The sequence below is a fragment of the Shinella sp. Sh6 genome (assembly GCF_055392685.1).
The window spans coordinates 1,185,641-1,211,705 of sequence record NZ_AP044005.1; the positions used below are offsets into that span (position 1 = coordinate 1,185,641).

Sequence of the window (26,065 nt, forward strand, 5' to 3'; positions counted from 1 at the left end):
CCCGTGGCAGCTCCCGGCTGCCATTGATCGAATTACTGTCCGCTGCGGATGCGGCTGTGCATGGGGTTGAAGCCCATGCGGTAGACCAGCTCCGCCGGCCGGCCGATGTCCCAGAGGACGAAATCGGCCCATTTCCCGGCCTCCAGCGTTCCCACCTCGTCGACGAGGCCGAGCGCGCGGGCGGCCTCGCGCGTCGTGCCGGCGATGCATTCCTCGACCGTCATGCCGAAGAGCGTCGCGGCCATGTTCATGGTGAGGAGGAGGGAGGTGAGCGGCGAGGTGCCGGGATTGGCGTCGGTCGCGACCGCCATCTTCACGCCGTGCTTGCGGAAGAGCTCGACCGGCGGCTTCTTCGTCTCGCGGATGAAATAGAAGGCGCCCGGCAGGATGACGGCGACGCTGCCGGCCTCCGCCATGGCGGCCGCGCCTGCATCGTCAGTATATTCGAGGTGGTCGGCCGAAAGCGCGCCGTAACGCGCGGCAAGCGCCGCGCCATGCAGGTTGGAGAGCTGGTCGGCATGGAGCTTGACCGGCAGGCCGTGGCTTTTCGCGGCATCGAAGACCCTGGCCATCTCGTCCGTCGAGAAGGCGATGCCCTCGCAGAAGCCGTCGACGGCGTCCGCCAGCCCTTCGGCGGCGACGGCCGGCAGCATCTCGCCGACGACCTTCTCGATATAGGCGGCCTTGTCGCCGTTCATTTCCGCCGGCAGCGCATGGGCGCCGAGGAAGGTGGTGCGCACGGTGACGTCGCGCGCCTCGGCGATGCGGCGGGCCGCGCGCAGCGACTTCAGCTCGTTCTCGGTATCGAGCCCGTAGCCGGACTTGATCTCCAGCGTCGTCACGCCCTCGGCGATCAGCGCATCCACGCGGGGAAGCGTCTGGCGCACCAGTTCGTCCTCGCTCGCCGCGCGCAGCGCCTTGACGGAGGAGACGATGCCGCCGCCCGCCCGCGCGATCTCCTCATAGGAGGCGCCGGCAAGGCGAAGCTCGAATTCATGGGCGCGGTCGCCGGCATGGACGAGATGTGTGTGGCAATCGATGAGGCCCGGCGTGATCCAGCGGCCCTCGCAGTCGATGCTTTCGGCGCCGGCAAAGGCTGCGGGAAGCTCGGCTTCCGGGCCAGCGAAGGCGATGCGCCCGTCCTCGACGGCGATGGCGCCGGCCTCGATGATGCCGAGCCCCGGAAGGCTTTCGTTGAGCGTGGCGAGGCGCGCATTGCGCCAGACGCGGGGCGTATCCTTTTCCGGTGTCGTCATCACGATTGCCTCTTCCCTGTGATGGAGATAATGTATATACATAATAGCGCAACACGCAAGGGCCAATTTGAGGCCGCGTTCAAGTGTACCGCGAAGGAGGGGACGATGGCCGTCATTCATGCAAGGCAGGCGCTGCTTTCGGGCGGCTGGGCGAACGATGTGCGGCTGCATGTCGAGGCGGGCCGCATAAGCGCGGTCGAGACGGACGCCGCCCCTGAAGCCGCCGACGAGCGCCACGACACCCTCGTCGCCGGCATGCCGAACCTGCACAGCCACGCCTTCCAGCGCGGCATGGCCGGCCTTGCCGAGACGCGCGGGCCGGGCAGCGACAGTTTCTGGAGCTGGCGCAACGTCATGTACCGCTTCGCGCTCTCCATGACGCCGGACGACGTCGAGGCCGTCGCCGCCCAGCTCTATGTCGAGATGCTGGAGGCGGGCTTCACCCGCGTCGGCGAGTTCCACTACCTGCATCATGACAAGGACGGTGGGCATTATAGTGACATCGCCGAGATGGCCGCGCGCATCGCCGCCGCGGCCTCCACGACCGGCATCGCGCTCACGCTGCTGCCGGTCTTCTACGCCCATGCCGGCTTCGGCGGCACGGCGCCGGGCGAGGGGCAGCGCCGCTTCATCAACGATCCCGAGTCCTATGCGCGCCTGCTGGAGCGCTGCCGCGCGCTCACCGACGGCCTGCCGGAAGGCGTCACCGGCGTCGCCCCGCACAGCCTGCGCGCCGTCACGCCGCAGGAGCTTTCCGCCGTCGTCGCCATGGCCGGCGACAGGCCGGTGCATATCCACATCGCCGAGCAGGTGAAGGAGGTGGAGGACAGCATCGCCTGGTCCGGCCGACGCCCCGTGGAGTGGCTGCTCGACAATCAGGCCGTCGATTCGCGCTGGTGCTTCATCCACGCCACGCACATGACCGGGGCCGAGACCGCCGGCATGGCGAAGGCCGGCGCGATTGCCGGCCTCTGCCCGGTGACGGAGGCCAATCTCGGCGACGGCATCTTCGCAGGCGCCGATTTCCTTGCCGCCGGCGGCCGATTCGGCGTCGGCTCGGATTCCAACGTGCTGATCGGCCTGCCGGACGAGTTGCGCCAGTACGAATATTCGCAGCGCCTCGCCCACCGTGCCCGCAATGTGCTGGCCGCCCCCGGCGGTTCGACGGGCCGCGCGCTCTTCGACGGGGCGCTTGCCGGCGGGGCCGCCGCGCTCGGTGCGCCGTCGGGCCTTGCCGCCGGCAACGCCGCCGATTTCGTCAGCCTTGCGCCGCGCCACGGCCTGGCGCTTGCGGGCGACGGCCTGCTCGACGGCTGGATCTTCGCCAACGGCGCGACGGTCGATTGCGTCTGGGTGAACGGGCGCAGGCAGGTCGAGGGCGGCCGCCATGTCGCGCGCGAGGCGGTCGGCCGGCGCTTTGCCGAGACGATGCGGGCGCTCGCCGACGCCTGACTTTCCATTGAAAGGCGCTGCGGCCTTTCCTAAGACAAGGAGCCGGGCGATTCCCGCCCGGCACACGCGCGGAGGCGGCCATTTCCATTTCCCCCGAAGAGGACAAGCCCCAGGCCGACGGCAAGGAGCCGTCGCTGCACCGCCGCATCCTCGACGATGTGGAGGGGAAAATCCTCTCGGGCGAATGGCCGCCCGGCCACCGCATCCCCTTCGAGCACGAATTGACCGAGCAATACCAATGCTCGCGCATGACGGTGAACAAGGCGATCACCGAGCTCGTCAAGCGCGGCCTCATCGAGCGCCGCCGCAAGTCCGGCAGCTACGTCACCCATCCGCACGCGCAGTCGGCGGTGCTGGAGATCCACGATATCCGCCTGGAGGTCGAATCGCTCGGCCTGCCGTACCGCTACGAGCGCCGCAGCCGCACGGACCGGGCAGCGAAGGCCGCCGACCGCCGCCTGCTCGACCTGCCGGAGCCGACGCGCCTCACCGACATCACGGCCCTGCATTTCGCCGGCGTCCAGCCCTTCTGCCTGGAAGAGCGCATCATCAACCTCGCCGCCGTGCCCGAAACGGCCGGGGAAACCTTCGACACCGTCGCCCCCGGCCCATGGCTCATCAGCCGCGTGCCCTGGAGCGCCGCCGAGCACCGCATTCGCGCCGTCGGCGCCGATCCCCGCGCCGCCGCGCTCCTCGCTATCCCCCCGGGCACGCCGTGCCTCGTCGTCGAGCGCCGCACCTGGAGCGGCGGCCTCTACATCACCCACGTCCGCCTGACCTACCCCGGCGAAAAGCACGAACTCGTCGCCGAATTCGCCCCGACCCACCCGCGGTAGGCATTCTTTTCGAACTGTAGAAAAAAGACGGAGGCAGGTTGCGCCCATCACGACGAGAGGACGCGCATCGACCAGCGCAGCCTTGCGGCAGATTGGTGTAACCGGATGGAAACAAGGGGAAAATGGTGGGCGATGAGAGACTCGAACTCCCGACATCCTCGGTGTAAACGAGGCGCTCTACCAACTGAGCTAATCGCCCGCCGCGTTGGTGGCTGTGATCTATGCGGAACCGGATCGAACCGCAAGAGGCAATCGCCAAGTTTTTTGCATTTTTTTGAGCCGGCCCGCGGGAAGCCGGAAGGGTGTGGAAACATTTTCCGGCACGTCATTCTTTTGTCTTGAAACCTGCTTGACACCCAAACACGAACCCCGTAGTTAGCCGCTCATCGAACGGCTCGGCCGCTCGACGCGGATGCTTCGTCATCCGGTCTTTCGAGGAATGCGGGTGTAGCTCAGTCGGTTAGAGTGCCGGCCTGTCACGCCGGAGGTCGCGGGTTCGAGCCCCGTCACTCGCGCCACTCGAAGGTTCGGACAAGCATGCGGGCCCTTGCGGCCAACAAGATGCGCGGGTGTAGCTCAGTCGGTTAGAGTGCCGGCCTGTCACGCCGGAGGTCGCGGGTTCGAGCCCCGTCACTCGCGCCATTCTTCTTTCTCTCCAGGATATTGCATCCGTTTCCTGAAGTCGTTTGTGCGCGGCGCGCGCCTGCGCCGAATCGCCGCTGTGGATCCCCGTCTTTCCGCCGGCGCATGCCGGTCGCACGTCGCGGATTTTGCCTTCCGTCAAGAGTGGGGATGCCCGGCCCGGGCGTGATTGCGGGTGGCCGCCACATCGCTGGCGGCGCGGCCGGCCGGACGCGGGGCCGTTGCGGCGACCGGGAGGGATGCCTATATGAAAGTGAAGGCCCTCATAAGCCGGGCTTCATGAAATCGTAACGATTTAAATGGCTTTGGCGGTGGCGTTTCCGGCCGGCCGGGAAAAGAGCACAATGATTGCGGCGAAAGCCGGACAAAGCCTTGCGCGGGGACGCTCACTGCGCTAACGACGTGCCGTTGCAACATACTTTATCGGCTTGCAGGCCTTCATGGCCACAGGCGTCTCTCCGGCGCCGCGGGCAGGCAGGATGGACGCCAATGACTGAACTTCTCGGTTCCTATATCCCGATCGCCATTTTCATCGGTATCGCGCTTGTGATCGGCATCGCGCTGCTCGTCGCGCCGTTCGCCGTCGCATACAAGGCGCCCGATTCGGAAAAGCTCTCCGCTTACGAATGCGGCTTCAACGCCTTCGACGATGCGCGCATGAAATTCGACATCCGGTTCTACCTCGTGTCGATCCTCTTCATCATCTTCGACCTGGAAGTCGCCTTCCTCTTTCCGTGGGCCGTCTCCTTCGCGAAGATGGGCTGGTTCGGCTTCTGGTCCATGATGGTCTTCCTCGGCGTCCTGACCATCGGCTTCATCTACGAATGGAAGAAGGGAGCACTCGAATGGGAGTAGCTCATACGAACGCCACGCTCGTCGCGCCTGAGGCCAAGGGGATCATCGATCCCAACACCGGCAAGCCGGTCGGCAGCAACGACGCCTTCTTCGGCGAGATCAACAACGAGCTCGCCGACAAGGGTTTCCTCGTCACCTCGACCGATGAGCTCATCACCTGGGCGCGCACCGGCTCGCTGATGTGGATGACCTTCGGCCTGGCCTGCTGCGCCGTCGAGATGATGCAGCTTTCCATGCCGCGCTACGACGTCGAGCGCTTCGGCTTCGCGCCGCGCGCCTCGCCGCGCCAGTCCGACGTCATGATCGTCGCCGGCACGCTCACCAACAAGATGGCGCCCGCGCTCCGCAAGGTCTACGACCAGATGCCCGAGCCGCGCTACGTCATCTCGATGGGCTCGTGCGCCAACGGCGGCGGCTACTATCACTATTCCTATTCGGTGGTGCGCGGCTGCGACCGCGTGGTGCCGGTCGACATCTACGTACCGGGCTGTCCTCCCACGGCAGAAGCGCTCCTCTACGGCGTGCTCCTGCTGCAGAAGAAGATCCGCCGGACGGGTACGATCGAGCGTTAAGGGCAGGGGACTTTAGAATATGAGCGAAGCCCTCCAGGAGCTTTCCTCCCATATCGGCGAAGCGGCCGGCGGTCTCGTCGCCTCCGCCGACATCGCCTATGGCGAACTCACCCTGAAGACGGATGGCGCCCGCGTCATCGAGCTTCTGACCTTCCTGCGCGACGACGTGCAGTGCGGCTTCGTCAACCTCGTCGACATCTGCGGCGTGGACTGGCCGGCCCGCGCCGAGCGCTTCGACGTGGTCTACCACCTCCTGTCGCCGCGCCAGAACCTGCGCATCCGCGTCAAGGTGGCGACGGGCGAGGACCAGCCGGTGCCGTCCGCCTGCTCCGTCTATCCGGGCGCGGACTGGTTCGAGCGCGAGGCCTACGACATGTACGGCATCCTCTTCACCGGCCATCCGGACCTTCGCCGCATCCTCACGGACTACGGTTTCGAGGGGCATCCGCTGCGCAAGGACTTCCCGACCACCGGCTTCGTGGAGGTGCGCTACAACGACGAGGTCAAGCGCGTCGTGTACGAGCCTGTCGAGCTGAAGCAGGAATTCCGCAACTTCGACTTCCTCTCTCCCTGGGAAGGCACCGACTACGTGCTGCCGGGCGACGAGAAGGCGAAGACGAACTGATTTTGGGTCGTGTGGCCCGACAGGGCACCGGCTTCTGGAGCAAGCGGCATGAACGAGCACAACGTTCGCAACTTTAATATCAACTTCGGCCCGCAGCACCCTGCGGCGCACGGGGTTCTGCGTCTCGTCCTCGAGCTCGATGGCGAAATCGTCGAGCGCGTCGATCCGCATATCGGGCTCCTGCATCGCGGTACCGAGAAGCTGATCGAGACGAAGACCTATCTTCAGGCCGTGCCCTATTTCGACCGCCTCGACTACGTGGCGCCGATGAACCAGGAGCATGCCTTCGCGCTCGCCGTCGAGAAGCTGACGGGCACCGAGGTGCCGATCCGCGGCCAGCTCATCCGCGTGCTCTATTCGGAGATCGGCCGTATCCTGTCGCACCTCCTCAACGTGACGACCCAGGCCATGGACGTCGGCGCGCTGACGCCGCCGCTCTGGGGCTTCGAGGAGCGCGAGAAGCTGATGGTGTTCTACGAGCGGGCCTGCGGCGCGCGCATGCATGCGGCCTATGTCCGGCCGGGCGGCGTGCACCAGGACCTGCCGCACGAGCTGGTGGAAGACATCGGCAAGTGGATCGACCCGTTCCTGAAGACGGTCGACGAGATCGAGGTCCTGCTGACCGACAACCGCATCTTCAAGCAGCGCAACGTCGATATCGGCGTGGTGAAGCTGGAAGACGCGTGGGCCTGGGGCTTTTCGGGCGTCATGGTGCGTGGTTCGGGCGCCGCCTGGGACCTGCGCCGCTCGCAGCCCTACGAGTGCTATTCCGAGCTGGATTTCGACATCCCGATCGGCAAGAACGGCGACTGCTACGACCGCTACCTGATCCGCATGATCGAGATGCGCGAATCTGCCAAGATCATGCGCCAGTGCGTCAACCGCCTGCTGGGCGATGCCAAGGTCGGCCCGGTCTCCTCCATCGACGGCAAGATGGTGCCGCCGAAGCGCGGCCAGATGAAGCGTTCGATGGAAGCGCTCATCCATCACTTCAAGCTCTATACGGAAGGCTACCACGTTCCGGCCGGCGAAGTGTATGCCGCCGTGGAAGCGCCGAAGGGCGAGTTCGGCGTCTACGTCGTCGCCGACGGCACCAACAAGCCCTATCGCTGCAAGATCCGCGCACCGGGCTATGCGCACCTGCAGGCCATGGATTTCATCTGTCGCGGCCATCAGCTTGCCGACGTCTCGGCGATCCTCGGTTCGCTCGATATCGTGTTCGGCGAGGTTGACCGCTGATGATGAAGCCCGCCCTTGCCGCCGCCGCCGTTCTCCTTGCCGCTCCCGCCTTCGCGCAGGACAGCGGTGAGAAGAGCGCGTCCGTGACCATGGGGCAGCTCGCCAGCCAGGGCTATGAAATCAAGGCGGCGGCGCCGAACGGCGGCCGCTACGTCGTATTCATGCAGAATGACAAGTCGGCCTATGCCTGCGAGTTCGTCAACACGAACCAAACGCAGTGCCGGCAGATTAACTGAGACAAGGCGTTACAGAATGTCCGTTCGTCGACTAGCCGAAGACAGTGTCCAGCCCGCCAGCTTCGCCTTCACCAAGGAGAACGCGGCCTGGGCGAAGGCAACGATCAACAAGTATCCGAAGGGCCGCCAGCAATCGGCGGTCATCCCGCTTCTCATGCGGGCGCAGGAGCAGGACGGCTGGGTCACCAAGGCCGCCATCGAGGTCGTCGCCGACATGCTCGGCATGGCCTATATCCGCGTTCTGGAAGTGGCGACCTTCTACACGCAGTTCCAGCTCCTGCCGGTCGGCACGCGCGCCCATGTCCAGGTCTGCGGCACGACGCCCTGCATGCTGCGCGGCGCGGAAGACCTGATCAACGTGTGCAAGAAGCGCATCCACCCCGAGCCCTTCCACCGCAACGAGAGCGGCACGCTCTCCTGGGAAGAGGTCGAGTGTCAGGGCGCCTGCGTCAACGCACCGATGGTCATGATCTTCAAGGACAGCTACGAGGACCTGACGGCCACGCAGCTCGAGCACATCATCGACCGCTTCGACGCCGGCAAGGGCTCGACCGTCGAGCCGGGCCCGCAGATCGACCGTGTCTATTCCGCGCCGGTCGGCGGCCTCACCAGCCTCAACGCGCCGGAAGCGGCCGCGAAGAAGACGCCGTCCCGCGCCAGGAAGGCGGACGAGGACAGCGTCAGCGTTCCCCCGTCGAACGCCGCCCGCGCCCGGACCGATGCGGACGAGACGAACCCCAAGCTGAAGACCCCGGCGAACGCCAAGGCGGAAGCTGCCGCCAATGCCGAGGTGAAGGGCGAGACCCGCGCCGAAGGCGAGAGCGCCCCCGCAGGCAAGCCCTCGCTGGCCGACAGGAATCGTCCGGCCGCGATTGCGCGTCCCGAAACCCCGGACGACCTCAAGCTCATCTCCGGCGTCGGCCCGAAGATCGAGGGCATTCTCCACGATCTCGGCATCTTCACCTTCGCGCAGGTCGCCTCCTGGAAGAAGGCAGAGCGCGAATGGGTCGACAGCTACCTGAACTTCAAGGGCCGCATCGAGCGCGACGACTGGGTCAAGCAGGCCAAGGCGCTCGCCAAGGGCGGCGAAGCAGAATACATCCGCGTCTTCGGCAAGAAGCCGCGGTAAAGAGGTGAACCATGCTTAAAGACCAGGATCGCATCTTCACCAACATCTACGGCACCAAGGATAAGTCGCTGAAGGGCGCCATGGCCCGCGGCCAGTGGGACGGCACCAAGCAGCTTCTCGAAAAGGGCCGCGACTGGATCGTCAACGAGATCAAGGCCTCGGGCCTGCGCGGCCGTGGCGGCGCCGGCTTCCCGACGGGCCTAAAATGGTCCTTCATGCCGAAGGAGAGCGACGGCCGGCCGCATTACCTCGTCGTCAATGCGGACGAATCCGAGCCCGGCACCTGCAAGGACCGCGATATCCTGCGCCACGATCCGCATACGCTGATCGAGGGCTGCGTGGTCGCGTCCTTCGCCATGGGCGCCAACACCGCCTACATCTACGTGCGCGGCGAGTTCATCCGCGAGCGCGAGGCGCTGCAGGCCGCCATCGACGAATGCTACGATGCGGGCCTGCTCGGCAAGAACAACAAGCTCGGCTACGACATCGACGTCTTCGTGCACCACGGCGCCGGCGCCTATATCTGCGGCGAGGAGACCGCGCTGCTCGAAAGCCTCGAGGGCAAGAAGGGCCAGCCGCGCTTGAAGCCGCCGTTCCCGGCCAATATGGGTCTCTACGGCTGCCCGACGACGGTCAACAACGTGGAATCGATCGCCGTCACGCCGACGATCCTGCGCCGCGGCGCAAGCTGGTTCTCCTCGTTCGGCCGCCCGAACAACGTCGGCACCAAGCTGTTCATGATGTCCGGCCACGTCAACACGCCCTGCACGGTCGAGGAGACCATGGGCATCTCCTTCAAGGAGATGGTCGAAAAGCACGGCGGCGGCATCCGCGGCGGCTGGGACAACCTGCTTGCCGTCATCCCCGGCGGCGCATCGTGCCCGGTCGTCAAGGCCGAGGACATGATGAACGTCACGCTCGACTTCGATGGCCTGCGCGAGGTGAAATCCTCCTTCGGCACCGGCGGCATGATCGTCATGGATCGCTCGACCGACATCATCAAGGCGATCTGGCGCATCTCGGCCTTCTTCAAGCACGAGAGCTGCGGCCAGTGCACGCCCTGCCGCGAAGGCACGGGCTGGATGATGCGCGTGATGGAGCGCATGGTGCGCGGCAATGCGCAGAAGCGCGAGATCGACATGCTGTTCGACGTCACCAAGCAGATCGAGGGTCACACGATCTGCGCGCTCGGCGACGCGGCGGCCTGGCCGATCCAGGGCCTCATCCGCAACTTCCGCCCCGAGATCGAGGCGCGCATCGACCAGTACACCGCCAATGCCATGGCGCATGGCGCGGTGCTGGAAGCCGCGGAGTAAGACGATGAAGACGCCGGCGGGACAGGATGCGAATGCGACCAGGACCCCGCCGGACGAAGCCGCCGGCGAGGATCCCTTCGGGTTCTCGCCCTGGCTGAGGCAGATGCCGGACGTTCCGCTGCATCCGCTGATGGCCCATCCGGTCGCGGGCCTCGTCGCCACCACCGCGATTGGCTTCGGCCTTGCGGGCCAGATGGCCGGCATGATGCTGGGCATGATGCAGGGCGCGGCCGAGCGGACGAAGGCGGTGCTGGACGAGGCGGCCGAACGGGCCGCAAGGGCGGACGCGGTGGAACGCAGGGCGCCGCCGGTGCTGAGGATCGTTCCGAAGGCGGAAGTGTCCGCCGCGGAGAAGACGGAGAAGGTGGCGCGCAAGGGCGCGACGCCGAAGACGGCGGCGAAGGCCGCAAGGGCCGATGACCTGAAGGCGATTTCGGGTATCGGGCCGAAGCTGGAGCAGGTGCTGAACGGCATGGGCTTCCGGCGCTACGCCGACATCGCGGCCCTGACGGACGGCGATGTGGCACGGATCGAAGCCGAACTCGGCCTCGGCGGGCGTATCGCCCGCGACGGCTGGGTGGAGCAGGCAAGAACGCTGGCAAAGGGCAGGGGCTGACCTACCGGAACCGGCAGAGAACGAAGGCCGAAGGGACGGGCGAAGGCCCGCACCGAAGCCGGAGAGAATGGCGCTGGCAAGACGCGGGGAGCTTCCCTCGTCAAAAGCGGGATTGAGATATGGCAAAGCTGAAAGTCGACGGAAAAGAAATCGAAGTCCCGGATCACTTCACGCTGCTTCAGGCGTGCGAGGAGGCCGGCGCCGAGGTTCCGCGCTTCTGTTTCCACGAGCGGCTGTCGGTTGCCGGCAACTGCCGCATGTGCCTCGTCGAGGTGAAGGGCGGCCCGCCGAAGCCGGCGGCCTCCTGCGCCATGGGCGTGCGCGACCTGCGCCCGGGCCCGAACGGCGAGCCGCCGGAAGTCTTCACGACCACGCCGATGGTCAAGAAGGCGCGCGAAGGCGTGATGGAGTTCCTGCTCATCAACCATCCGCTGGACTGCCCGATCTGCGACCAGGGCGGCGAATGCGACCTGCAGGACCAGGCCATGGCCTACGGCGTCGACAGCTCGCGCTTCCAGGAAAACAAGCGCGCGGTCGAGGACAAGTATATCGGCCCGCTCGTCAAGACGATCATGAACCGCTGCATCCACTGCACGCGGTGCGTCCGCTTCACGACGGAAGTCGCCGGCATTTCCGAGCTCGGCCTGATCGGCCGCGGCGAGGACGCCGAGATCACCACCTATCTCGAACAGGCGATGACCTCCGAGCTGCAGGGCAACGTGGTCGACCTCTGCCCGGTCGGCGCGCTCACCTCCAAGCCCTTCGCCTTCACGGCCCGTCCGTGGGAGCTGAACAAGACCGAATCGATCGACGTCATGGATGCCGTCGGCTCGGCGATCCGCGTCGATACGCGCGGCCGCGAAGTCATGCGCATCCTGCCGCGCGTCAACGAGGCGGTAAACGAGGAGTGGATCTCCGACAAGACCCGCTACATCTGGGACGGCCTGAAGACCCAGCGCCTCGACCGCCCCTATGTGCGCAAGGACGGCCGCCTGCAGCCCGCCACCTGGGCCGAGGCCTTCGGCGCCGTCAAGGCCGCCGTCGCCGGCAAGTCGGGCGACCGGATCGGCGCGATCGCCGGCGACCTCGCTTCCGTCGAGGAAATGTTCGCCCTTCGCGAACTGATGGCGTCGCTCGGCTCGAAGAACATCGACTGCCGCCAGGACGGCTCGGTGCTCGATCCCTCGCTCGGCCGCGCCAGCTACCTCTTCAACCCGACCATCGAGGGCATCGACGAAGCCGATGCGCTGCTCATCGTCGGCGCCAATCCGCGCCTGGAAGCGGCCGTGCTCAACGCCCGCATCCGCAAGCGCTGGCGCATGGACAACTTCCCGATCGGCGTGATCGGCGAAGAGGCGGACCTGCGCTACGGCTACGACTACCTCGGCGCCGGCACGGACACGCTCTCCGGCCTCCTCGACGGTTCGGTCAAGTTCGCCGCCAAGCTGAAGAAGGCCGTGCGCCCGATGATCATCGTCGGCCAGGGCGCGCTGTCGCGCGCCGACGGCCTTGCCGTTCTTTCGGCCGTCTCGGCGCTTGCCGAGAAGGTCGGCGCCGTCAAGGCGGACTGGAACGGCCTTGCCGTGCTCCACACCGCCGCCGCGCGCGTCGGCGGCCTCGATCTCGGCTTCGTGCCGGGGACAAGCGGCAAGACCGCGGCCGACATGCTGACGGGCACGGACGTCCTCTTCCTGCTCGGCGCCGACGAGATGGATTTTTCCAGGAAGACCGCCTTCACCGTCTATATCGGCTCGCACGGCGACAACGCGGCGCATGTCGCCGACGTCATCCTGCCGGGCGCGACCTATACCGAGAAGTCGGGCACCTGGGTCAACACCGAAGGCCGCGTCCAGATGGGCAACCGCGCCGGGTTCGCGCCGGGCGACGCCCGCGAGGACTGGGCGATCCTGCGCGCGCTTTCCGACGTGCTCGGCAAGAAGCTGCCGTTCGATTCGCTGCTCCAGCTCCGTGCGAAGCTCTATGAGGCGCACCCGCATTTCGCCGGGATCGACGAGATCGCGGCCGGCAATATCGCCGATCTTTCCGCGCTTGCGAAAAAAGGCGGGACGATGGCGAATTCCGGGTTTGCGTCTCCGATCAAAGACTTCTATTTGACGAACCCGATAGCGCGCGCGTCCGCGGTCATGGCCGAATGCTCGGCACTGGCCCGCAACAACTTCAAAGTCGCGGCGGAATGAGCGCGAAGGGATAAAGCATTATGGACGCTTTCGTTTCGACCTACGTTTGGCCTGCCGCGATCATGATCGGCCAGTCGCTCCTGCTGCTGGTCGCGCTGCTGATCTTCATCGCCTATATCCTTCTTGCCGACCGCAAGATCTGGGCGGCCGTGCAGCTTCGCCGCGGCCCGAACGTCGTCGGCCCCTGGGGCCTCTTCCAGTCCTTCGCCGACCTCTTGAAGTTCGTCTTCAAGGAACCGGTGATCCCGGCGACGGCCAACAAGGTGATCTTCCTGCTCGCCCCGCTCGTCTCCGTGACGCTGGCGCTCGCCACCTGGGCGGTCGTGCCGCTCAACGACGGCTGGGTGATCGCCAACATCAATGTCGGCATCCTCTACATCTTCGCGATCTCCTCGCTGGAAGTGTACGGCATCATCATGGGCGGCTGGGCTTCGAACTCGAAGTATCCGTTCCTCGGCGCGCTGCGCTCGGCCGCGCAGATGGTCTCCTACGAGGTCTCCATCGGCTTCGTCATCGTCACCGTTCTGCTCTGCGTCGGCTCGCTGAACCTCACCGACATCGTCAATTCGCAGCATGACGGCCTCGGCACGCGCCTCGGCCTGCCGGCGTCCTTCCTCGACTGGCACTGGCTGTCGCTGTTCCCGATGTTCATCGTGTTCTTCATCTCGGCACTCGCCGAGACGAACCGCCCGCCCTTCGACCTTCCGGAAGCCGAATCCGAACTCGTCGCCGGCTTCATGGTCGAATACGGCTCGACCCCGTACATGATGTTCATGCTCGGCGAATATGCTGCCATCTGCCTGATGTGCGCGCTGACGACGATCCTCTTCCTCGGCGGCTGGCTGCCCCCGGTCGACGTCTGGTTCCTCAACTGGGTCCCGGGCATCGTCTGGTTCGTCCTCAAGGCCGGCTTCGTCTTCTTCATGTTCGCGATGGTGAAGGCCTTCGTGCCGCGCTATCGCTACGACCAGCTCATGCGCCTCGGCTGGAAGGTCTTCCTTCCGATCTCGCTCGCCATGGTCGTCATCGTCGCATTCGTGCTGAAGCTCACGGGCTGGTCCGCATGAGGACCGCCCTGAACCTCGGCAGCATTGGAGCTTGAAATGGCTAGTCTTTCGCAAGCCGCAAATTCGCTGTTCCTCAAGGAATTCGTAGCCGCCTTCGCCCTGTCGATGCGCTACTTCTTCCGCGCGAAGGCGACAGTGAACTATCCCTTCGAAAAGGGCCCGGTCTCCCCGCGCTTCCGCGGCGAGCATGCGCTGCGCCGCTATCCCAATGGCGAGGAACGCTGCATCGCCTGCAAGCTGTGCGAGGCCATCTGTCCGGCCCAGGCCATCACCATCGAGGCGGGGCCGCGCCGCAACGACGGCACGCGCCGCACGGTGCGCTACGACATCGACATGGTGAAGTGCATCTATTGCGGTTTCTGCCAGGAGGCCTGCCCGGTCGACGCCATCGTCGAAGGGCCGAACTTCGAGTTCTCGACCGAGACGCGCGAGGAGCTCTACTACGACAAGCAGAAGCTGCTCGACAACGGCGACCGCTGGGAGCGGGAAATCGCCCGCAACATCGCTATGGACTCGCCTTACCGCTGACCGGCGGCAGGGCATGAATGAACTGAAGTGCCTGGCGGCGAGGTCGTCAGGCTTCGACGGGGGAGGGGGAACCTTCTCCGGGGAAGACGAAAAGGCACCAAAATGGGTCTGCAGGCTCTATTCTTCTATCTCTTCGCCTTCGTGGCGGTGGCGTCCGCCTTCATGGTGATCGCGTCCAGGAACCCGGTCTATTCCGTGCTGTTCCTGATCCTCACCTTCTTCAACTCGGCGGGCCTCTTCCTTCTGACGGGCGCCGAGTTCCTGGCGATGATCCTGCTGGTCGTCTATGTCGGGGCCGTGGCGGTTCTCTTCCTCTTCGTCGTCATGATGCTGGACATCGATTTCGCCGAGCTGCGCGCGGGGGCCCTCGAATATGCCCCGGTCGGCGCGCTGATCGGCGTCATCCTCGCCATCGAGCTCATCGTCGTCATCGGCGGCTCGACGCTCTCGCCGGAGATCGCCGCCAGTGCGGCCATGCCGATCCCGCCGGTCACCGAGCGCACGAACACGGCCGCCCTCGGCGACGTGCTCTATACGAACTACGTCTACTTCTTCCAGCTTGCCGGCCTCGTGCTGCTCGTCGCCATGATCGGCGCGATCGTGCTGACGCTGCGCCACCGCGAGCACATCAAGCGCCAGGATATTTCCAGGCAGGTCGCCCGCACGCCCGAAACCGCCGTCGAGGTGGTCAAGGTGAAGCCGGGCCAGGGTATCTGAGGCCGCGAGAGACCAAGGAAAAGCATCATGGAAATCGGTATTTCCCACTACCTCACCGTCAGCGCGATCCTCTTCATGCTCGGCGTCTTCGGCATCTTCCTGAACCGGAAGAACGTCATCGTCATCCTGATGTCGGTCGAATTGATCCTGCTGTCGGTCAACATCAACATGGTCGCGTTCTCGCACTTCCTGAACGACATCGTCGGCCAGGTCTTCGCGCTGTTCATTCTGACCGTCGCGGCCGCGGAAGCGGCCATCGGTCTTGCAATTCTCGTCGTCTTCTACCGTAACCGCGGTTCGATCGCCGTCGAAGACGTCAATATGATGAAGGGCTGATCGGGTCATGGATACCATCATCAAGGCAATCGTCTTCCTCCCGCTGATCGGCTTCCTGATCGCCGGCCTCGGTGGCAACACCATCGGCGCCAAGGCGTCGGAATACGTGACCTCCGGCCTCATGATCCTCGTGGCCGCGCTGTCGTGGATCGTCTTCTTCCATGTCGCGCTCGGCGAGACGGAGATGCTCAAGGTCAGCGTGCTGCGCTGGATCCAGAGCGGCGGCCTCGACGTCGAATGGGCCTTCCGCGTCGATACGCTGACGGCCGTCATGTTCGTCGTCGTGAACACGGTCTCCACGCTCGTGCACGTCTATTCGATCGGCTACATGCACCACGATCCGAACCGGCCGCGCTTCTTCGCCTATCTCTCGCTCTTCACCTTCGCCATGCTCATGCTGGTGACGTCGGACAACCTCTTCCAGATGTTCTTCGGCTGGGAAGGCGTGGGCCTTGCCTCGTACCTGCTGATCGGCTTCTGGTACAAGAAGCCGTCGGCCTGCGCTGCCGCCATGAAGGCCTTCATCGTCAACCGCGTTGGTGACTTCGGCTTCGCGCTCGGCATCTTCTGCGTCTTCGTACTCTTCGGCTCGGTCAATTTCGAGACGATCTTCGCCGCCGCAGCGAGCTATCTGCCGGCCGAAGGCGCGGCGGACGCCGCAGAGCCCGTCATCAACCTCTTCGGCATGACGCTCGACAAGTCGCAGGCGCTGACCGCCACCTGCCTGCTGCTCTTCATGGGCGCGATGGGCAAGTCGGCGCAGTTCCTGCTGCACACCTGGCTGCCGGACGCCATGGAAGGCCCGACCCCGGTCTCGGCCCTCATCCATGCCGCCACCATGGTCACCGCCGGCGTCTTCCTCGTCGCCCGCATGTCGCCGCTCTTCGAGCTGTCGCACACCGCCCTCATGGTCGTGACGCTGGTCGGCGCCATCACCGCCTTCTTCGCCGCGACCGTCGGCCTCGTGCAGAACGACATCAAGCGCGTCATCGCCTATTCGACCTGCTCGCAGCTCGGCTACATGTTCGTGGCGCTCGGCATCGGCGCTTACGGCGCGGCGATCTTCCACCTCTTCACGCACGCCTTCTTCAAGGCGCTCCTGTTCCTCGGCGCCGGCTCGGTCATCCACGCGGTCGACGGCGAGCAGGACATGCGCTACATGGGCGGCCTCAGGAAGCACATTCCGGTCACCTTCTGGATGATGACCATCGGTACGCTGGCGCTGACCGGCGTCGGCATCCCGGGCACCGTCATCGGCTTTGCCGGCTTCTTCTCGAAGGACGCGATCATCGAGAGCTCGTTCGCCTCGGAAAGCCCGCTTTCCGGCTTCGCCTTCGCGCTGCTGGTCATCGCCGCGCTCTTCACGAGCTTCTATTCCTGGCGCCTGGCGTTCATGACCTTCTTCGGCAAGCCGCGCGCTTCCGCCGACGTCATGCACCATGTCCATGAATCGCCGGCCGTCATGCTGGTGCCGCTCTACATCCTCGGCGCGGGCGCCGTCCTCGCCGGCGTCCTGTTCGTGCAGTATTTCTACGGCCACCACTATGACGAATTCTGGCAGGGCGCGCTCTTCACGCTCCCCGACAACCATCTCGTCCACGAATTCCACAACGTCCCGATCTGGGTGAAGTGGAGCTCGTTCGTCGCCATGGCCGTCGGCTTCGTGCTGGCCTGGTACATGTACATCCGCTCGCCGGAAACGCCGAAGTACCTTGCCGAGCAGCATCGCGGCCTCTACCAGTTCCTGCTCAACAAGTGGTACTTCGACGAATTGTACGACTTCCTCTTCGTCCGCCCGGCCAAGCGGCTCGGCAAGTTCCTCTGGAAGAAGGGCGACGGCGCCGTCATCGACGGGCTCGGCCCGAACGGCATCGCCGCCCGCGTCGTGGACGTCACCGACCGCGTCGTGCGCCTCCAGACCGGCTACCTCTATCACTACGCATTCGCGATGCTGCTGGGTATTGCAGCACTCGTCACCTGGATGATGCTCGGGAGTTCCATCTGATGACCGATTGGCCCATTCTTTCAGCGGTCACCTTTCTCCCGCTCGTCGGCGTGGCGCTTCTGCTGCTGACGCGTGAAGACAGCCCCTACGGGCGCCGCAACATCCTGAACGTCTCGCTGCTGACGACGGTCTTCACCTTCGTCCTCTCGCTCTTCATCTGGACGGGCTTCGATGCGTCGAACCCCGGCTTCCAGATGACCGAGAAGCACGAATGGCTCGGCACCGGCATCTCCTACCATCTCGGCGTCGACGGCATCTCCATGCTGTTCGTCATCCTGACGACCTTCCTGATGCCGTTCTGCGTGCTTGCAAGCTGGAACACCATCGAGAAGCGCCTGAAGGAATACATGATCGCCTTCCTGCTCCTGGAAGTGTTCATGGTCGGCGTGTTCGTCTCGCTCGACATCGTCCTCTTCTACGTCTTCTTCGAGGCGGGCCTCATTCCGATGTTCATCATCATCGGCGTGTGGGGCGGCAAGGATCGCGTCTACGCATCCTACAAGTTCTTCCTCTATACGCTGCTCGGCTCGGTGCTGATGCTGCTCGCCATCATGGCGATGTACTGGCAGGCCGGCACGACGGACATCACGGAGCTGCTCGCCTATAATTTCCCGGCACATATGCAGACCTGGCTGTGGCTCGCCTTCTTCGCCTCCTTCGCGGTGAAGATGCCGATGTGGCCGGTGCATACCTGGCTTCCGGACGCGCACGTCCAGGCTCCGACGGCCGGCTCCGTCATCCTGGCGGGCGTTCTCCTGAAGCTCGGCGGCTACGGCCTGATCCGCTTCTCGCTCGCCATGTTCCCGCTCGCCTCCGACTATTTCGCGCCCTTCGTCTTCACGCTGTCGGTCATCGCCATCATCTACACCTCGCTGGTCGCGATGATGCAGGACGACATGAAGAAGCTGATCGCCTATTCGTCGGTCGCGCACATGGGCTACGTCACCATGGGCATCTTCGCGGCGAACGTGCAGGGCCTGCAGGGCGCCATCTACCAGATGCTCTCGCACGGCCTCGTCTCCGGAGCGCTGTTCCTGTGCGTCGGCGTCGTCTACGACCGGCTGCACACCCGCGAGATCGCGGCCTACGGCGGCCTCGTCAACAACATGCCGAAATATGCCGTCGCCTTCATGGTCTTCACCATGGCCAATGTCGGCCTTCCGGGCACGTCCGGCTTCGTCGGCGAAATCACGACCCTGCTCGGCGCCTTCCGCGCCAATACCTGGGTCGCGCTCTTCGCCACGACGGGCGTCATCCTGTCGGCCTCCTATGCGCTGTGGCTCTACCGCCGCATCATCTTCGGCGCGCTGGAGAAGGAAAGCCTGAAGTCGCTGCCCGACCTTTCCGGCCGCGAGAAGCTGCTTCTCTATCCGCTCTTGATCCTGACGATCTTCTTCGGTGTCTACCCTGCGCCCGTCTTCGACGTGACGGCGGCCTCGGTCGACGCGCTCCTCAATCACTATTCCGCGGCTCTGCAGGCGGCGCAGCAATCCGTTGCGCTCTTGGCGAACTGACGACGGGACTGGAAGACAATGACCGCTGATACAATCCTTGCCAGCCTTCATCTCTCGACGCCGGAGATCATCCTCGCCGTCGGCGGCCTGGTCCTGCTGATGATCGGTGTCTTCTCCGGCGAACGGTCGGGAACGATCGTCACCGGGCTTGCCGTCGCCCTGCTGATCATCGCCGGCCTCTGGCTCGTCCTTGCGACGGGCGAGGGCGAGGCCTATGGCGGCGCCTTCGTCTCCGATGCCTTCGGCAAGTTCATGAAGGTGCTGGCGCTGATCGGCTCCGTCACGGCCATGGTGATGACCGTCGGCCACGACCGGTCCGAGCAGCTCGACCGCTTCGAGTTCCCCGTGCTCATCGTGCTCTCGACGCTCGGCATGCTGCTGATGATTTCGGCCAACAGCCTCCTGTCGCTGTATCTCGCGCTCGAGCTGCAGTCGCTGGCGCTCTACGTGCTCGCCGCGATCAACCGCGACAGCCTGCGCTCGACGGAAGCGGGCCTGAAATACTTCGTGCTCGGCGCGCTGTCCTCGGGCCTGCTGCTCTACGGCATGTCGCTGGTCTACGGCTTCACCGGCCATATCGGCTTTGCCGAGATCGCCGCGGCGCTGACCTCGGAAGGCCGCTCGCTCGGCCTCGTCTTCGGCCTCGTGTTCATCCTCGCCGGCATCGCTTTCAAGATCTCCGCCGTGCCGTTCCACATGTGGACGCCGGACGTCTATGAAGGCGCGCCGACCCCGGTCACGGCCTATTTCTCGGGTGCCCCGAAGGTCGCCGCCATGGCCATGCTGGTGCGCATCGTCATCGACGCCTTCCAGCCGGTCGTCGCCGACTGGCAGCAGGTCGTGGTCTTCATCGCCATCGCCTCCATGCTGCTCGGCGCCTTCGGCGCCATCGGCCAGCGCAACATCAAGCGCATGATGGCCTATTCCTCCATCGGCCATATGGGCTATGCGCTGGTCGGCCTTGCCTCCGGCTCCATGGCGGGCGTGCGCGGCGTCGTCCTCTACATGCTGGTCTACATGGTCATGACGCTCGGTGCCTTCGCCTGCATCCTCGCCATGCGCCGCAAGGAAGGCGGCTATGTCGAGAACATCGACGATCTTGCCGGCGCCTCCGCGACCAACCCCTTCATGGCGACGGCGATGACGGCGATGATGTTCTCGCTGGCCGGCATCCCGCCGCTGGGCGGCTTCTTCGCCAAGTACTTCGTCTTCATGGCCGCCATCGAGGCGCAGCTCTATGCGCTCGCCATCATCGGCGTCCTCGCCTCGGTCGTCGGCGCCTACTACTACCTGCGCGTGGTCAAGGTGATGTGGTTCGACAACGCCACCGGCGAATTCGCCCGCACGCCGGGCGAATTGAAGCTGGTCTTCGGCCTCGCCGGCCTCTTCGTCGTCGGCTATGTGCTGATCGGCGGGCCGCTCGGCAGCGCGGCCGAAGCTGCGGCGCGGACCTTCTTCTGATGCGCGCAGACATGCCCGGCCGGATGTCGCTCGACGATTTCCGGCACGAGGCGCTCGCAGAGGTCGGCTCGACCAACACGGAATGCCTGGAGCGCGCCCGAAAGGGCGCGCTTTCCGGTCTCTGGATCACCGCCGGCCGGCAGACGGGCGGGCGCGGGCGGCGCGGACGCGCCTGGTTCTCCGAACCCGGCAATCTCTATGCCTCGCTGCTCCTGATCGATCCCGCCCCGATGGAACGGCTCGGCTCCCTGCCGCTCGCCGTCGCCGTCGCCGTGCAAGAGGCCGTCAGCCGCATCATGCCGCTGGACAGCCCCGACGTGCTGATCAAGTGGCCGAATGACATCCTCGTCGACCGCCGCAAGATCTGCGGCATCCTGATCGAGGGCGAGACGCTTGCCGACGGGCGCCATGCGGTGGTGATCGGCTGCGGCATCAACGTCGCCGTGGCGCCGGAGGCCGGGCTCTATCCGGTGGCGACGCTACGGGGTTTCGGCGCCTCGGCCTCGCCGGACGAGCTCTTCGCCTGGCTCTTCCGCTCGATGGCCGAAACGCTTGCCCTGTGGAACCGCGGGCGCGGGATTTCGGCCGTCATGGAGCGCTGGAAATCGGTCGCCGGCGGCATCGGGGAAAACATAACGGTCAATCTTCCCGACCGTTCTATTTCCGGGCGCTTTGCCGGAATTGATGATACAGGTCTCCTGAAACTGGAGACGGATGACGGCGGCACGCGGCTGATCGCGGCCGGCGACGTATTTTTTGGATAGGACTGTTTGAACCCGATGGCAAAAGAAGACGAACTGGTGTTCCTGCCGCTTGGCGGCGTCGGCGAAATCGGCATGAATCTGGCGCTCTACGGCTATGGGCCGAAGACGAACCGCCAGTGGATCATGGTCGATTGCGGCGTCACCTTCCCGGGGCCGGATCTGCCGGGCGTCGACCTCGTTCTGCCCGATATCCGCTTCCTCGCCGAAGAGCGCAGGAACCTCAAGGGCATCATCATCACCCATGCGCACGAGGACCATTACGGCGCGCTGAACGAGCTGTGGCCGGGCCTCAACGTGCCGGTCTACGCCTCGCCGTTCACCGCCGGCATGCTGGAGGCCAAGCGCGACTACGAGCGCAGCCGCACCGAGATCCCGGTGACGATCTTCAAGCAGGGCGACCGCATCAACCTCGGCCCGTTCGAGATCGAGGCGGTGGGCGTCAACCACTCCATTCCCGAGCCGATGTCGCTGGCGATCAGGACGCCGCTCGGCACCGTCATCCATACCGGCGACTGGAAGATCGACCTCGAACCCTCGCTCGGGCCCCTGACGGACGAGGCCCGCTTCCGCAAGCTCGGCGACGAGGGTGTCCTTGCCCTCATCTGCGACAGCACGAACGCGGTGCGCGACGGCATCTCGCCCTCCGAGCGCGAGGTCTCCGAGAGCCTCACCAAGATCATCGAGGCGTCCGAGGGCAGGGTGGGCATCACCACCTTCTCCTCGAATGTCGGGCGCATCCGTTCCATCGCGCGGGCCGCCGAGGCCGCCGGCCGCGAGGTGCTGCTGCTCGGCAGCTCCATGAAGCGCGTGACGGATGTGGCGCGCGACATCGGCCTCATGGAGGGCATCAAGCCCTTCATCGCCGAGGACGAGTTCGGCTATATCCCGCGCGACAAGGTCGTCGTCATCCTCACCGGCAGCCAGGGCGAGCCGCGCGCGGCGCTCGCCAAGATCGCCCGCGACGAGATGCGCAACGTCGCCTTCTCCGCCGGCGACACGATCATCTTCTCCTCGCGCGCCATTCCCGGCAACGAGAAGGCGATCAACGACATCAAGAACGGCCTCGTCGAGCAGGGCATCCACATCATCACCGACGCCGAGGCGCTGGTGCACGTCTCCGGCCATCCGCGCCGCAACGAGCTGCAGCAGATGTATGGCTGGGTGCGCCCGAAGATGGTCGTGCCGGTGCATGGCGAGGCGGCGCATCTCGTCGCCCACGCCGAGCTTGCCGCGCAGTCGGGCATTGCCGAGGTGCCGCGCGTGCGCAACGGCGATATCCTGCGGCTGGCGCCCGGTGCGCCGGAGGTCGTCGGCGAAGCGCCGCACGGCCGCATCTTCAAGGACGGCAACCTCATCGGCGACTATGAGGAGATGGGCATCGGCGACCGCCGCAAGCTCGCCTTCGTCGGCCATGTCGCCGTCAGCGTGCTGCTCGACAGCCGTTTCGATTTCATGGGCGATCCCGAGGTGGAGCCCTTCGGCCTGCCGCAGTTCGACGACGAGGGCGAGGACATGGGCGACACGCTCTACGACGCCGTGCTCGGGGCCGTGGAGAGCATTCCGCGCGCCCGCCGAAAGGACCTCGAAATGGTGCGCGAGGCCGTGCGCCGCGCCGTCCGCTCCACCGCGAACGAGATCTGGGGCAAGAAGCCTGTCGTCACGGTGTTCTTGACGAAAGTCTGATCCCGCTTGGCGTTGCCCCTCATCCGGCCTGCCGGCCACCTTCTCCCCGCAAGCGGGGAGAAGGAAACGAGCGGCAAAGTTTTCCTTCTTGCTGCGTGAATTGCTTGAGGAGGCCGACGCAACATCCCCTTCGCCCCGCTTGCGGGGAGAAGGTGGCGGCAGCCGGATGAGGGGCTGCCCGAAGGACTTGCCTCACGGAGAGAAAAGCATGCTCGGAAAGGTCAACCACATCGCCATCGCCGTGCCGGACCTTGCCGCCGCCATCGCGACCTATCGCGATACGCTGGGCGCGAAGGTCTCCGCGCCGCAGGCCCTGCCGGAACACGGCGTGACGGTGGTCTTCGTCGAACTGGCGAACACCAAGGTGGAACTGCTGGAGCCGCTGGGCGAGGCCTCCCCCATTGCCGCTTTCCTGGAAAAGGCGCCGGCCGGCGGCATGCATCACATATGCTACGAGGTGGACGATATCCTCGCCGCGCGCGACCGGCTGGCGGCGCGCGGCACGCGCGTGCTGGGCGACGGCAATCCGAAGATCGGCGCGCACGGCAAGCCCGTGCTCTTCCTGCACCCGAAGGACTTCCTCGGCACGCTGGTCGAGCTCGAACAGGTGTGACAGCGCGCCGCCATCGCGCCGTTTGAACTTTGTGGGGAAGGGGCGTAAAAGAGCCCCGTCGCAGGAGGCTCGCCCATGCAGGTATTTTCCTATCTCGCCGTCTATTTCATCGTCTGGTGGCTCACGCTCTTCGCCGTCCTGCCCTTCGGGCTGAAGACGCAGGCGGAAGCCGAGGAGGTGGTGCTGGGAACGGTGGCGAGCGCGCCGGCGCGCTTTCGCGGGGGCCGCGTGGTGCTGATCACCACCTGCATTTCGGCGATCGTCTACGCCCTCTATATCCTGGCGATGAAGTCGGGCTACGGCCTCGACGCCATCCCGCAGCTCTATCCGGATTTCGAATAGGCCGCCGCCTTAAAGATTAACGGAGCCCGACCGCCGGGAAGCACGTCATTCCCGTTGCGCGCGTTCTTTCGGAAAACTCTTCCTTTGCGCCTCTTGGCGAAGCCGGCGGAAAAGCCCGTTTCGCCGACCCGTTCGGGCTGGAAAAAGCAGCGCAGGGTAGGGACTTTGCCTCTCCTAACGTGAGGCCGAGTGCCGCAGGGTAAGGCGGCTGTGCGTCTTTGACGCATGGACTTTGCGGAGAAGGTTGCGGCAGAAATGCCGCCGTGAATGAAAAGCAAAAAAAAACAAGGCTGAAAGCCTTGTTTTACAGGTATCGCGTGATCTCTATCCGTTGTGCGGTGGCAGCGTCTACGCGCGCCAAAGATCTGATCCTCCCAAGACTTGACCGCGAAATTGGCAAGAATTTTTGCTCCCTGCCTATTTTGTGGCGTGAAACTAGCCCAAACATTGGGCGTTGTCATCCGCTTTTTTTGCATTTTTGCTACACTGGAATAAAATTTTTCCGTTGACAAGCTTCGCGCAATTTCCGTTATTGGCGGCCCCATTTTTCTGCCACATTTGTCCGGGCCGTGGACAGTGCTTCGCGCCGGCGGCCCCGCGCCGCGTGGCGGGTTTCCTTCCGTTGGCGAAGCGTTTATGAACGCGTGAAAATCAACGTCATTTTGCCCGATTCCCGAAATAGGGCGGATCAGTCACTCCGGAACCCGATATGCGCCTTTCCCGCTTCTTCCTGCCCATCCTCAAGGAAAACCCCAAGGAGGCCGAGATCGTCTCCCACCGGCTCATGCTGCGTGCGGGCATGATCAAGCAGCAGTCCCAGGGCATCTACACCTGGCTGCCGCTCGGAAAGCGCGTTCTCGACAAGGTCAACGCCATCATCCGCGAGGAGCAGAACCGCTCCGGCGCCGTCGAGCTCCTGATGCCGACGCTGCAGTCGGCCGAGCTCTGGCAGGAGAGCGGGCGCTACGACGCCTACGGCAAGGAGATGCTGCGCATCAAGGACCGGCAGGAGCGCCCCATGCTCTACGGCCCCACGAACGAGGAGATGATCACCGACGTCTTCCGCTCGTACGTGAAGTCCTACAAGGACCTGCCGCTCAACCTCTACCATATCCAGCTCAAGTTCCGCGACGAGATCCGCCCGCGCTTCGGCACCATGCGCTCGCGCGAGTTCCTGATGAAGGACGCCTATTCCTTCGACCTCAGCCGCGAGGGCGCCGAGCATGCCTATAACCGCATGTTCGCGGCCTATCTTCGCACCTTCGCGCGCATGGGCCTTCGCGCCATTCCGATGCGCGCCGATACCGGCCCGATCGGCGGCAATCTCAGCCACGAATTCATCATCCTTGCCGACACGGGCGAGTCGGAGGTCTTCTGCCACAAGGACTTCCTGGGCTTCGACGTGCCCGCCGAGGACACGGATTTCGAGGACGTCGCCGGCCTGAAGGCGATCTTCGACAAGTGGACCTCGCGCTATGCCGCGACCTCGGAGATGCACGACGCACCCGCCTTCGAGGCGATCCCGGAAGGCGAGCGCCTTTCGGCCCGCGGCATCGAGGTCGGCCACATCTTCTATTTCGGCACAAAGTATTCCGAGGTCATGGGCGCCAGGGTGCAGGGCCCGGACGGCAAGGAACATGCCGTGCACATGGGCTCCTACGGCATCGGCCCGACGCGCCTCGTGCCGGCGATCATCGAGGCCTCGCACGACGAGAACGGCATTATCTGGCCGAAGGCCATCGCGCCCTTCGAGGCGATCGTCATCAACATGAAGTCGGGCGACGCCGCCTGCGATGCGGCCTGCGAGAAAATCTACGCCGCGCTGCAGAAGGCCGGCATCGACGTGCTCTATGACGACAAGGATGAGCGCGCGGGCGCCAAGTTCGCCACCGCCGACCTCATCGGCGCGCCGGTGCAGGTCATCGCCGGCCCGCGCGGCGTTGCGAACGGCGAGGTCGAGATCAAGGACCGCAAGACCGGCGAACGCGAGACGCTGACCATCGAGGCGGCCATCAACCGCCTGACGTCCGGCAACTGATCGAGACCAGCCAACGGGGAGAGAC

The 26,065-nt window shown here is 65.1% G+C and carries 24 protein-coding genes and 3 tRNA genes; 25 read left to right on the top strand and 2 right to left on the bottom strand.

All coding sequences use genetic code 11. The annotated features are described in order from the left end of the window. Positions 1–32: 32 nt before the first annotated feature. Entirely contained in the window at positions 33–1,256 is a 1,224-nt protein-coding gene (gene hutI / locus ACZ5TO_RS05710; protein WP_464799870.1) for an imidazolonepropionase, read from the bottom strand. Positions 1,257–1,361: 105 nt separating this feature from the next. Between hutI and ACZ5TO_RS05715 the strand changes: the two genes are divergently transcribed. Further along, positions 1,362–2,708, top strand: coding sequence for a formimidoylglutamate deiminase (locus tag ACZ5TO_RS05715; RefSeq protein ID WP_464799871.1), 1,347 nt, complete (start codon positions 1,362–1,364; stop codon positions 2,706–2,708). Between the two features lie 158 nt (positions 2,709–2,866). Beyond that, on the top strand, positions 2,867–3,544 hold the full coding sequence (gene hutC, locus ACZ5TO_RS05720; protein ID WP_464799872.1) for a histidine utilization repressor: 678 nt from the start codon (positions 2,867–2,869) through the stop codon (positions 3,542–3,544). A gap of 123 nt (positions 3,545–3,667) precedes the next feature. On the opposite strand, the gene ACZ5TO_RS05725 is transcribed toward hutC, so the two are convergent. Beyond that, positions 3,668–3,743: transfer RNA gene (locus ACZ5TO_RS05725), tRNA-Val, on the bottom strand. Positions 3,744–3,985: 242 nt separating this feature from the next. On the opposite strand from ACZ5TO_RS05725, the gene ACZ5TO_RS05730 reads away from it, so the two are divergent. From ACZ5TO_RS05730 to proS, 23 genes are all read left to right on the top strand, one after another. Continuing rightward, a tRNA-Asp gene (locus ACZ5TO_RS05730) sits at positions 3,986–4,062 on the top strand. A 47-nt stretch (positions 4,063–4,109) separates the two neighbouring features. Continuing rightward, a tRNA-Asp gene (locus ACZ5TO_RS05735) sits at positions 4,110–4,186 on the top strand. A gap of 489 nt (positions 4,187–4,675) precedes the next feature. Next, positions 4,676–5,041 carry an NADH-quinone oxidoreductase subunit A gene (locus ACZ5TO_RS05740; protein ID WP_184145395.1) on the top strand — a complete coding sequence of 122 codons (366 nt, stop codon included), beginning with the start codon at positions 4,676–4,678 and terminating at the stop codon, positions 5,039–5,041. Then, positions 5,032–5,613 carry a NuoB/complex I 20 kDa subunit family protein gene (locus tag ACZ5TO_RS05745; RefSeq protein ID WP_464799873.1) on the top strand — a complete coding sequence of 194 codons (582 nt, stop codon included), beginning with the start codon at positions 5,032–5,034 and terminating at the stop codon, positions 5,611–5,613. The genes ACZ5TO_RS05740 and ACZ5TO_RS05745 overlap by 10 nt, the downstream gene beginning before the upstream one ends. Positions 5,614–5,632: 19 nt before the next feature. Next, positions 5,633–6,238, top strand: coding sequence for an NADH-quinone oxidoreductase subunit C (locus tag ACZ5TO_RS05750; protein WP_464799874.1), 606 nt, complete (start codon positions 5,633–5,635; stop codon positions 6,236–6,238). Positions 6,239–6,286: 48 nt separating this feature from the next. Continuing rightward, positions 6,287–7,477 (top strand): NADH-quinone oxidoreductase subunit D, encoded by a 1,191-nt coding sequence (locus tag ACZ5TO_RS05755; RefSeq protein ID WP_184145397.1) that lies wholly within the window; start codon positions 6,287–6,289, stop codon positions 7,475–7,477. After that, positions 7,477–7,713, top strand: a complete 237-nt coding sequence (locus ACZ5TO_RS05760; protein ID WP_464799875.1) for a hypothetical protein — start codon at positions 7,477–7,479, stop codon at positions 7,711–7,713. Before ACZ5TO_RS05755 ends, ACZ5TO_RS05760 begins: the two co-directional genes overlap by 1 nt. A gap of 16 nt (positions 7,714–7,729) precedes the next feature. Then, a complete protein-coding gene (locus ACZ5TO_RS05765; RefSeq protein WP_464799876.1) occupies positions 7,730–8,842 on the top strand; it encodes an NADH-quinone oxidoreductase subunit E in 1,113 nt (370 codons plus the stop codon). 11 nt (positions 8,843–8,853) lie between these two features. Then, the gene (gene nuoF / locus ACZ5TO_RS05770) at positions 8,854–10,158 is read left to right on the top strand and encodes an NADH-quinone oxidoreductase subunit NuoF (protein WP_184145400.1); all 1,305 of its coding nucleotides are present in this window, start codon (positions 8,854–8,856) and stop codon (positions 10,156–10,158) included. A gap of 4 nt (positions 10,159–10,162) precedes the next feature. Beyond that, on the top strand, positions 10,163–10,774 hold the full coding sequence (locus ACZ5TO_RS05775; RefSeq protein ID WP_464799877.1) for an NADH:ubiquinone oxidoreductase: 612 nt from the start codon (positions 10,163–10,165) through the stop codon (positions 10,772–10,774). A gap of 119 nt (positions 10,775–10,893) precedes the next feature. Next, positions 10,894–12,972 (top strand): NADH-quinone oxidoreductase subunit NuoG, encoded by a 2,079-nt coding sequence (gene nuoG / locus ACZ5TO_RS05780; protein ID WP_464799878.1) that lies wholly within the window; start codon positions 10,894–10,896, stop codon positions 12,970–12,972. Between the two features lie 20 nt (positions 12,973–12,992). Then, positions 12,993–14,039 carry an NADH-quinone oxidoreductase subunit NuoH gene (gene nuoH / locus ACZ5TO_RS05785; RefSeq protein WP_184145403.1) on the top strand — a complete coding sequence of 349 codons (1,047 nt, stop codon included), beginning with the start codon at positions 12,993–12,995 and terminating at the stop codon, positions 14,037–14,039. A gap of 36 nt (positions 14,040–14,075) precedes the next feature. Then, on the top strand, positions 14,076–14,567 hold the full coding sequence (gene nuoI, locus ACZ5TO_RS05790) for an NADH-quinone oxidoreductase subunit NuoI (protein WP_184145404.1): 492 nt from the start codon (positions 14,076–14,078) through the stop codon (positions 14,565–14,567). Positions 14,568–14,669: 102 nt separating this feature from the next. After that, positions 14,670–15,284, top strand: a complete 615-nt coding sequence (locus ACZ5TO_RS05795; protein ID WP_464799879.1) for an NADH-quinone oxidoreductase subunit J — start codon at positions 14,670–14,672, stop codon at positions 15,282–15,284. Between the two features lie 27 nt (positions 15,285–15,311). Then, positions 15,312–15,620 (top strand): NADH-quinone oxidoreductase subunit NuoK, encoded by a 309-nt coding sequence (gene nuoK, locus ACZ5TO_RS05800; protein ID WP_184145406.1) that lies wholly within the window; start codon positions 15,312–15,314, stop codon positions 15,618–15,620. A gap of 7 nt (positions 15,621–15,627) precedes the next feature. Continuing rightward, positions 15,628–17,625: an NADH-quinone oxidoreductase subunit L gene (nuoL, locus tag ACZ5TO_RS05805; protein WP_464799880.1), complete on the top strand. Its 1,998-nt coding sequence runs from the start codon at positions 15,628–15,630 to the stop codon at positions 17,623–17,625. Further along, positions 17,625–19,139: an NADH-quinone oxidoreductase subunit M gene (locus ACZ5TO_RS05810; protein WP_184145408.1), complete on the top strand. Its 1,515-nt coding sequence runs from the start codon at positions 17,625–17,627 to the stop codon at positions 19,137–19,139. The genes nuoL and ACZ5TO_RS05810 overlap by 1 nt, the downstream gene beginning before the upstream one ends. An 18-nt stretch (positions 19,140–19,157) precedes the next feature. Next, positions 19,158–20,600 (top strand): NADH-quinone oxidoreductase subunit NuoN, encoded by a 1,443-nt coding sequence (gene nuoN / locus ACZ5TO_RS05815; RefSeq protein ID WP_464799881.1) that lies wholly within the window; start codon positions 19,158–19,160, stop codon positions 20,598–20,600. Then, positions 20,600–21,364 carry a biotin--[acetyl-CoA-carboxylase] ligase gene (locus ACZ5TO_RS05820; RefSeq protein ID WP_464799882.1) on the top strand — a complete coding sequence of 255 codons (765 nt, stop codon included), beginning with the start codon at positions 20,600–20,602 and terminating at the stop codon, positions 21,362–21,364. Before nuoN ends, ACZ5TO_RS05820 begins: the two co-directional genes overlap by 1 nt. A 15-nt stretch (positions 21,365–21,379) precedes the next feature. Continuing rightward, entirely contained in the window at positions 21,380–23,047 is a 1,668-nt protein-coding gene (locus ACZ5TO_RS05825) for a ribonuclease J (RefSeq protein WP_464799883.1), read from the top strand. Between the two features lie 208 nt (positions 23,048–23,255). Next, positions 23,256–23,660: a methylmalonyl-CoA epimerase gene (mce, locus tag ACZ5TO_RS05830; protein WP_464799884.1), complete on the top strand. Its 405-nt coding sequence runs from the start codon at positions 23,256–23,258 to the stop codon at positions 23,658–23,660. A 75-nt stretch (positions 23,661–23,735) separates the two neighbouring features. After that, positions 23,736–24,002: a DUF1467 family protein gene (locus tag ACZ5TO_RS05835; RefSeq protein WP_184145413.1), complete on the top strand. Its 267-nt coding sequence runs from the start codon at positions 23,736–23,738 to the stop codon at positions 24,000–24,002. Positions 24,003–24,711: 709 nt separating this feature from the next. Continuing rightward, a complete protein-coding gene (proS, locus tag ACZ5TO_RS05840) occupies positions 24,712–26,040 on the top strand; it encodes a proline--tRNA ligase (RefSeq protein ID WP_184145414.1) in 1,329 nt (442 codons plus the stop codon). The last annotated feature ends 25 nt before the right edge of the window (positions 26,041–26,065 follow it).

What these genes read in the sequence shown, in the direction of transcription:
- hutI (WP_464799870.1), bottom strand. Translation starts at nt 1,256, where the DNA reads ATGACGACACCGGAAAAGGATACGCCCCGCGTCTGGCGCAATGCGCGC.
- ACZ5TO_RS05715 (WP_464799871.1), top strand. Translation starts at nt 1,362, where the DNA reads ATGGCCGTCATTCATGCAAGGCAGGCGCTGCTTTCGGGCGGCTGGGCG.
- ACZ5TO_RS05740 (WP_184145395.1), top strand. Translation starts at nt 4,676, where the DNA reads ATGACTGAACTTCTCGGTTCCTATATCCCGATCGCCATTTTCATCGGT.
- ACZ5TO_RS05745 (WP_464799873.1), top strand. Translation starts at nt 5,032, where the DNA reads ATGGGAGTAGCTCATACGAACGCCACGCTCGTCGCGCCTGAGGCCAAG.
- ACZ5TO_RS05750 (WP_464799874.1), top strand. Translation starts at nt 5,633, where the DNA reads ATGAGCGAAGCCCTCCAGGAGCTTTCCTCCCATATCGGCGAAGCGGCC.
- ACZ5TO_RS05755 (WP_184145397.1), top strand. Translation starts at nt 6,287, where the DNA reads ATGAACGAGCACAACGTTCGCAACTTTAATATCAACTTCGGCCCGCAG.
- ACZ5TO_RS05760 (WP_464799875.1), top strand. Translation starts at nt 7,477, where the DNA reads ATGATGAAGCCCGCCCTTGCCGCCGCCGCCGTTCTCCTTGCCGCTCCC.
- ACZ5TO_RS05765 (WP_464799876.1), top strand. Translation starts at nt 7,730, where the DNA reads ATGTCCGTTCGTCGACTAGCCGAAGACAGTGTCCAGCCCGCCAGCTTC.
- nuoF (WP_184145400.1), top strand. Translation starts at nt 8,854, where the DNA reads ATGCTTAAAGACCAGGATCGCATCTTCACCAACATCTACGGCACCAAG.
- ACZ5TO_RS05775 (WP_464799877.1), top strand. Translation starts at nt 10,163, where the DNA reads ATGAAGACGCCGGCGGGACAGGATGCGAATGCGACCAGGACCCCGCCG.
- nuoG (WP_464799878.1), top strand. Translation starts at nt 10,894, where the DNA reads ATGGCAAAGCTGAAAGTCGACGGAAAAGAAATCGAAGTCCCGGATCAC.
- nuoH (WP_184145403.1), top strand. Translation starts at nt 12,993, where the DNA reads ATGGACGCTTTCGTTTCGACCTACGTTTGGCCTGCCGCGATCATGATC.
- nuoI (WP_184145404.1), top strand. Translation starts at nt 14,076, where the DNA reads ATGGCTAGTCTTTCGCAAGCCGCAAATTCGCTGTTCCTCAAGGAATTC.
- ACZ5TO_RS05795 (WP_464799879.1), top strand. Translation starts at nt 14,670, where the DNA reads ATGGGTCTGCAGGCTCTATTCTTCTATCTCTTCGCCTTCGTGGCGGTG.
- nuoK (WP_184145406.1), top strand. Translation starts at nt 15,312, where the DNA reads ATGGAAATCGGTATTTCCCACTACCTCACCGTCAGCGCGATCCTCTTC.
- nuoL (WP_464799880.1), top strand. Translation starts at nt 15,628, where the DNA reads ATGGATACCATCATCAAGGCAATCGTCTTCCTCCCGCTGATCGGCTTC.
- ACZ5TO_RS05810 (WP_184145408.1), top strand. Translation starts at nt 17,625, where the DNA reads ATGACCGATTGGCCCATTCTTTCAGCGGTCACCTTTCTCCCGCTCGTC.
- nuoN (WP_464799881.1), top strand. Translation starts at nt 19,158, where the DNA reads ATGACCGCTGATACAATCCTTGCCAGCCTTCATCTCTCGACGCCGGAG.
- ACZ5TO_RS05820 (WP_464799882.1), top strand. Translation starts at nt 20,600, where the DNA reads ATGCGCGCAGACATGCCCGGCCGGATGTCGCTCGACGATTTCCGGCAC.
- ACZ5TO_RS05825 (WP_464799883.1), top strand. Translation starts at nt 21,380, where the DNA reads ATGGCAAAAGAAGACGAACTGGTGTTCCTGCCGCTTGGCGGCGTCGGC.
- mce (WP_464799884.1), top strand. Translation starts at nt 23,256, where the DNA reads ATGCTCGGAAAGGTCAACCACATCGCCATCGCCGTGCCGGACCTTGCC.
- ACZ5TO_RS05835 (WP_184145413.1), top strand. Translation starts at nt 23,736, where the DNA reads ATGCAGGTATTTTCCTATCTCGCCGTCTATTTCATCGTCTGGTGGCTC.
- proS (WP_184145414.1), top strand. Translation starts at nt 24,712, where the DNA reads ATGCGCCTTTCCCGCTTCTTCCTGCCCATCCTCAAGGAAAACCCCAAG.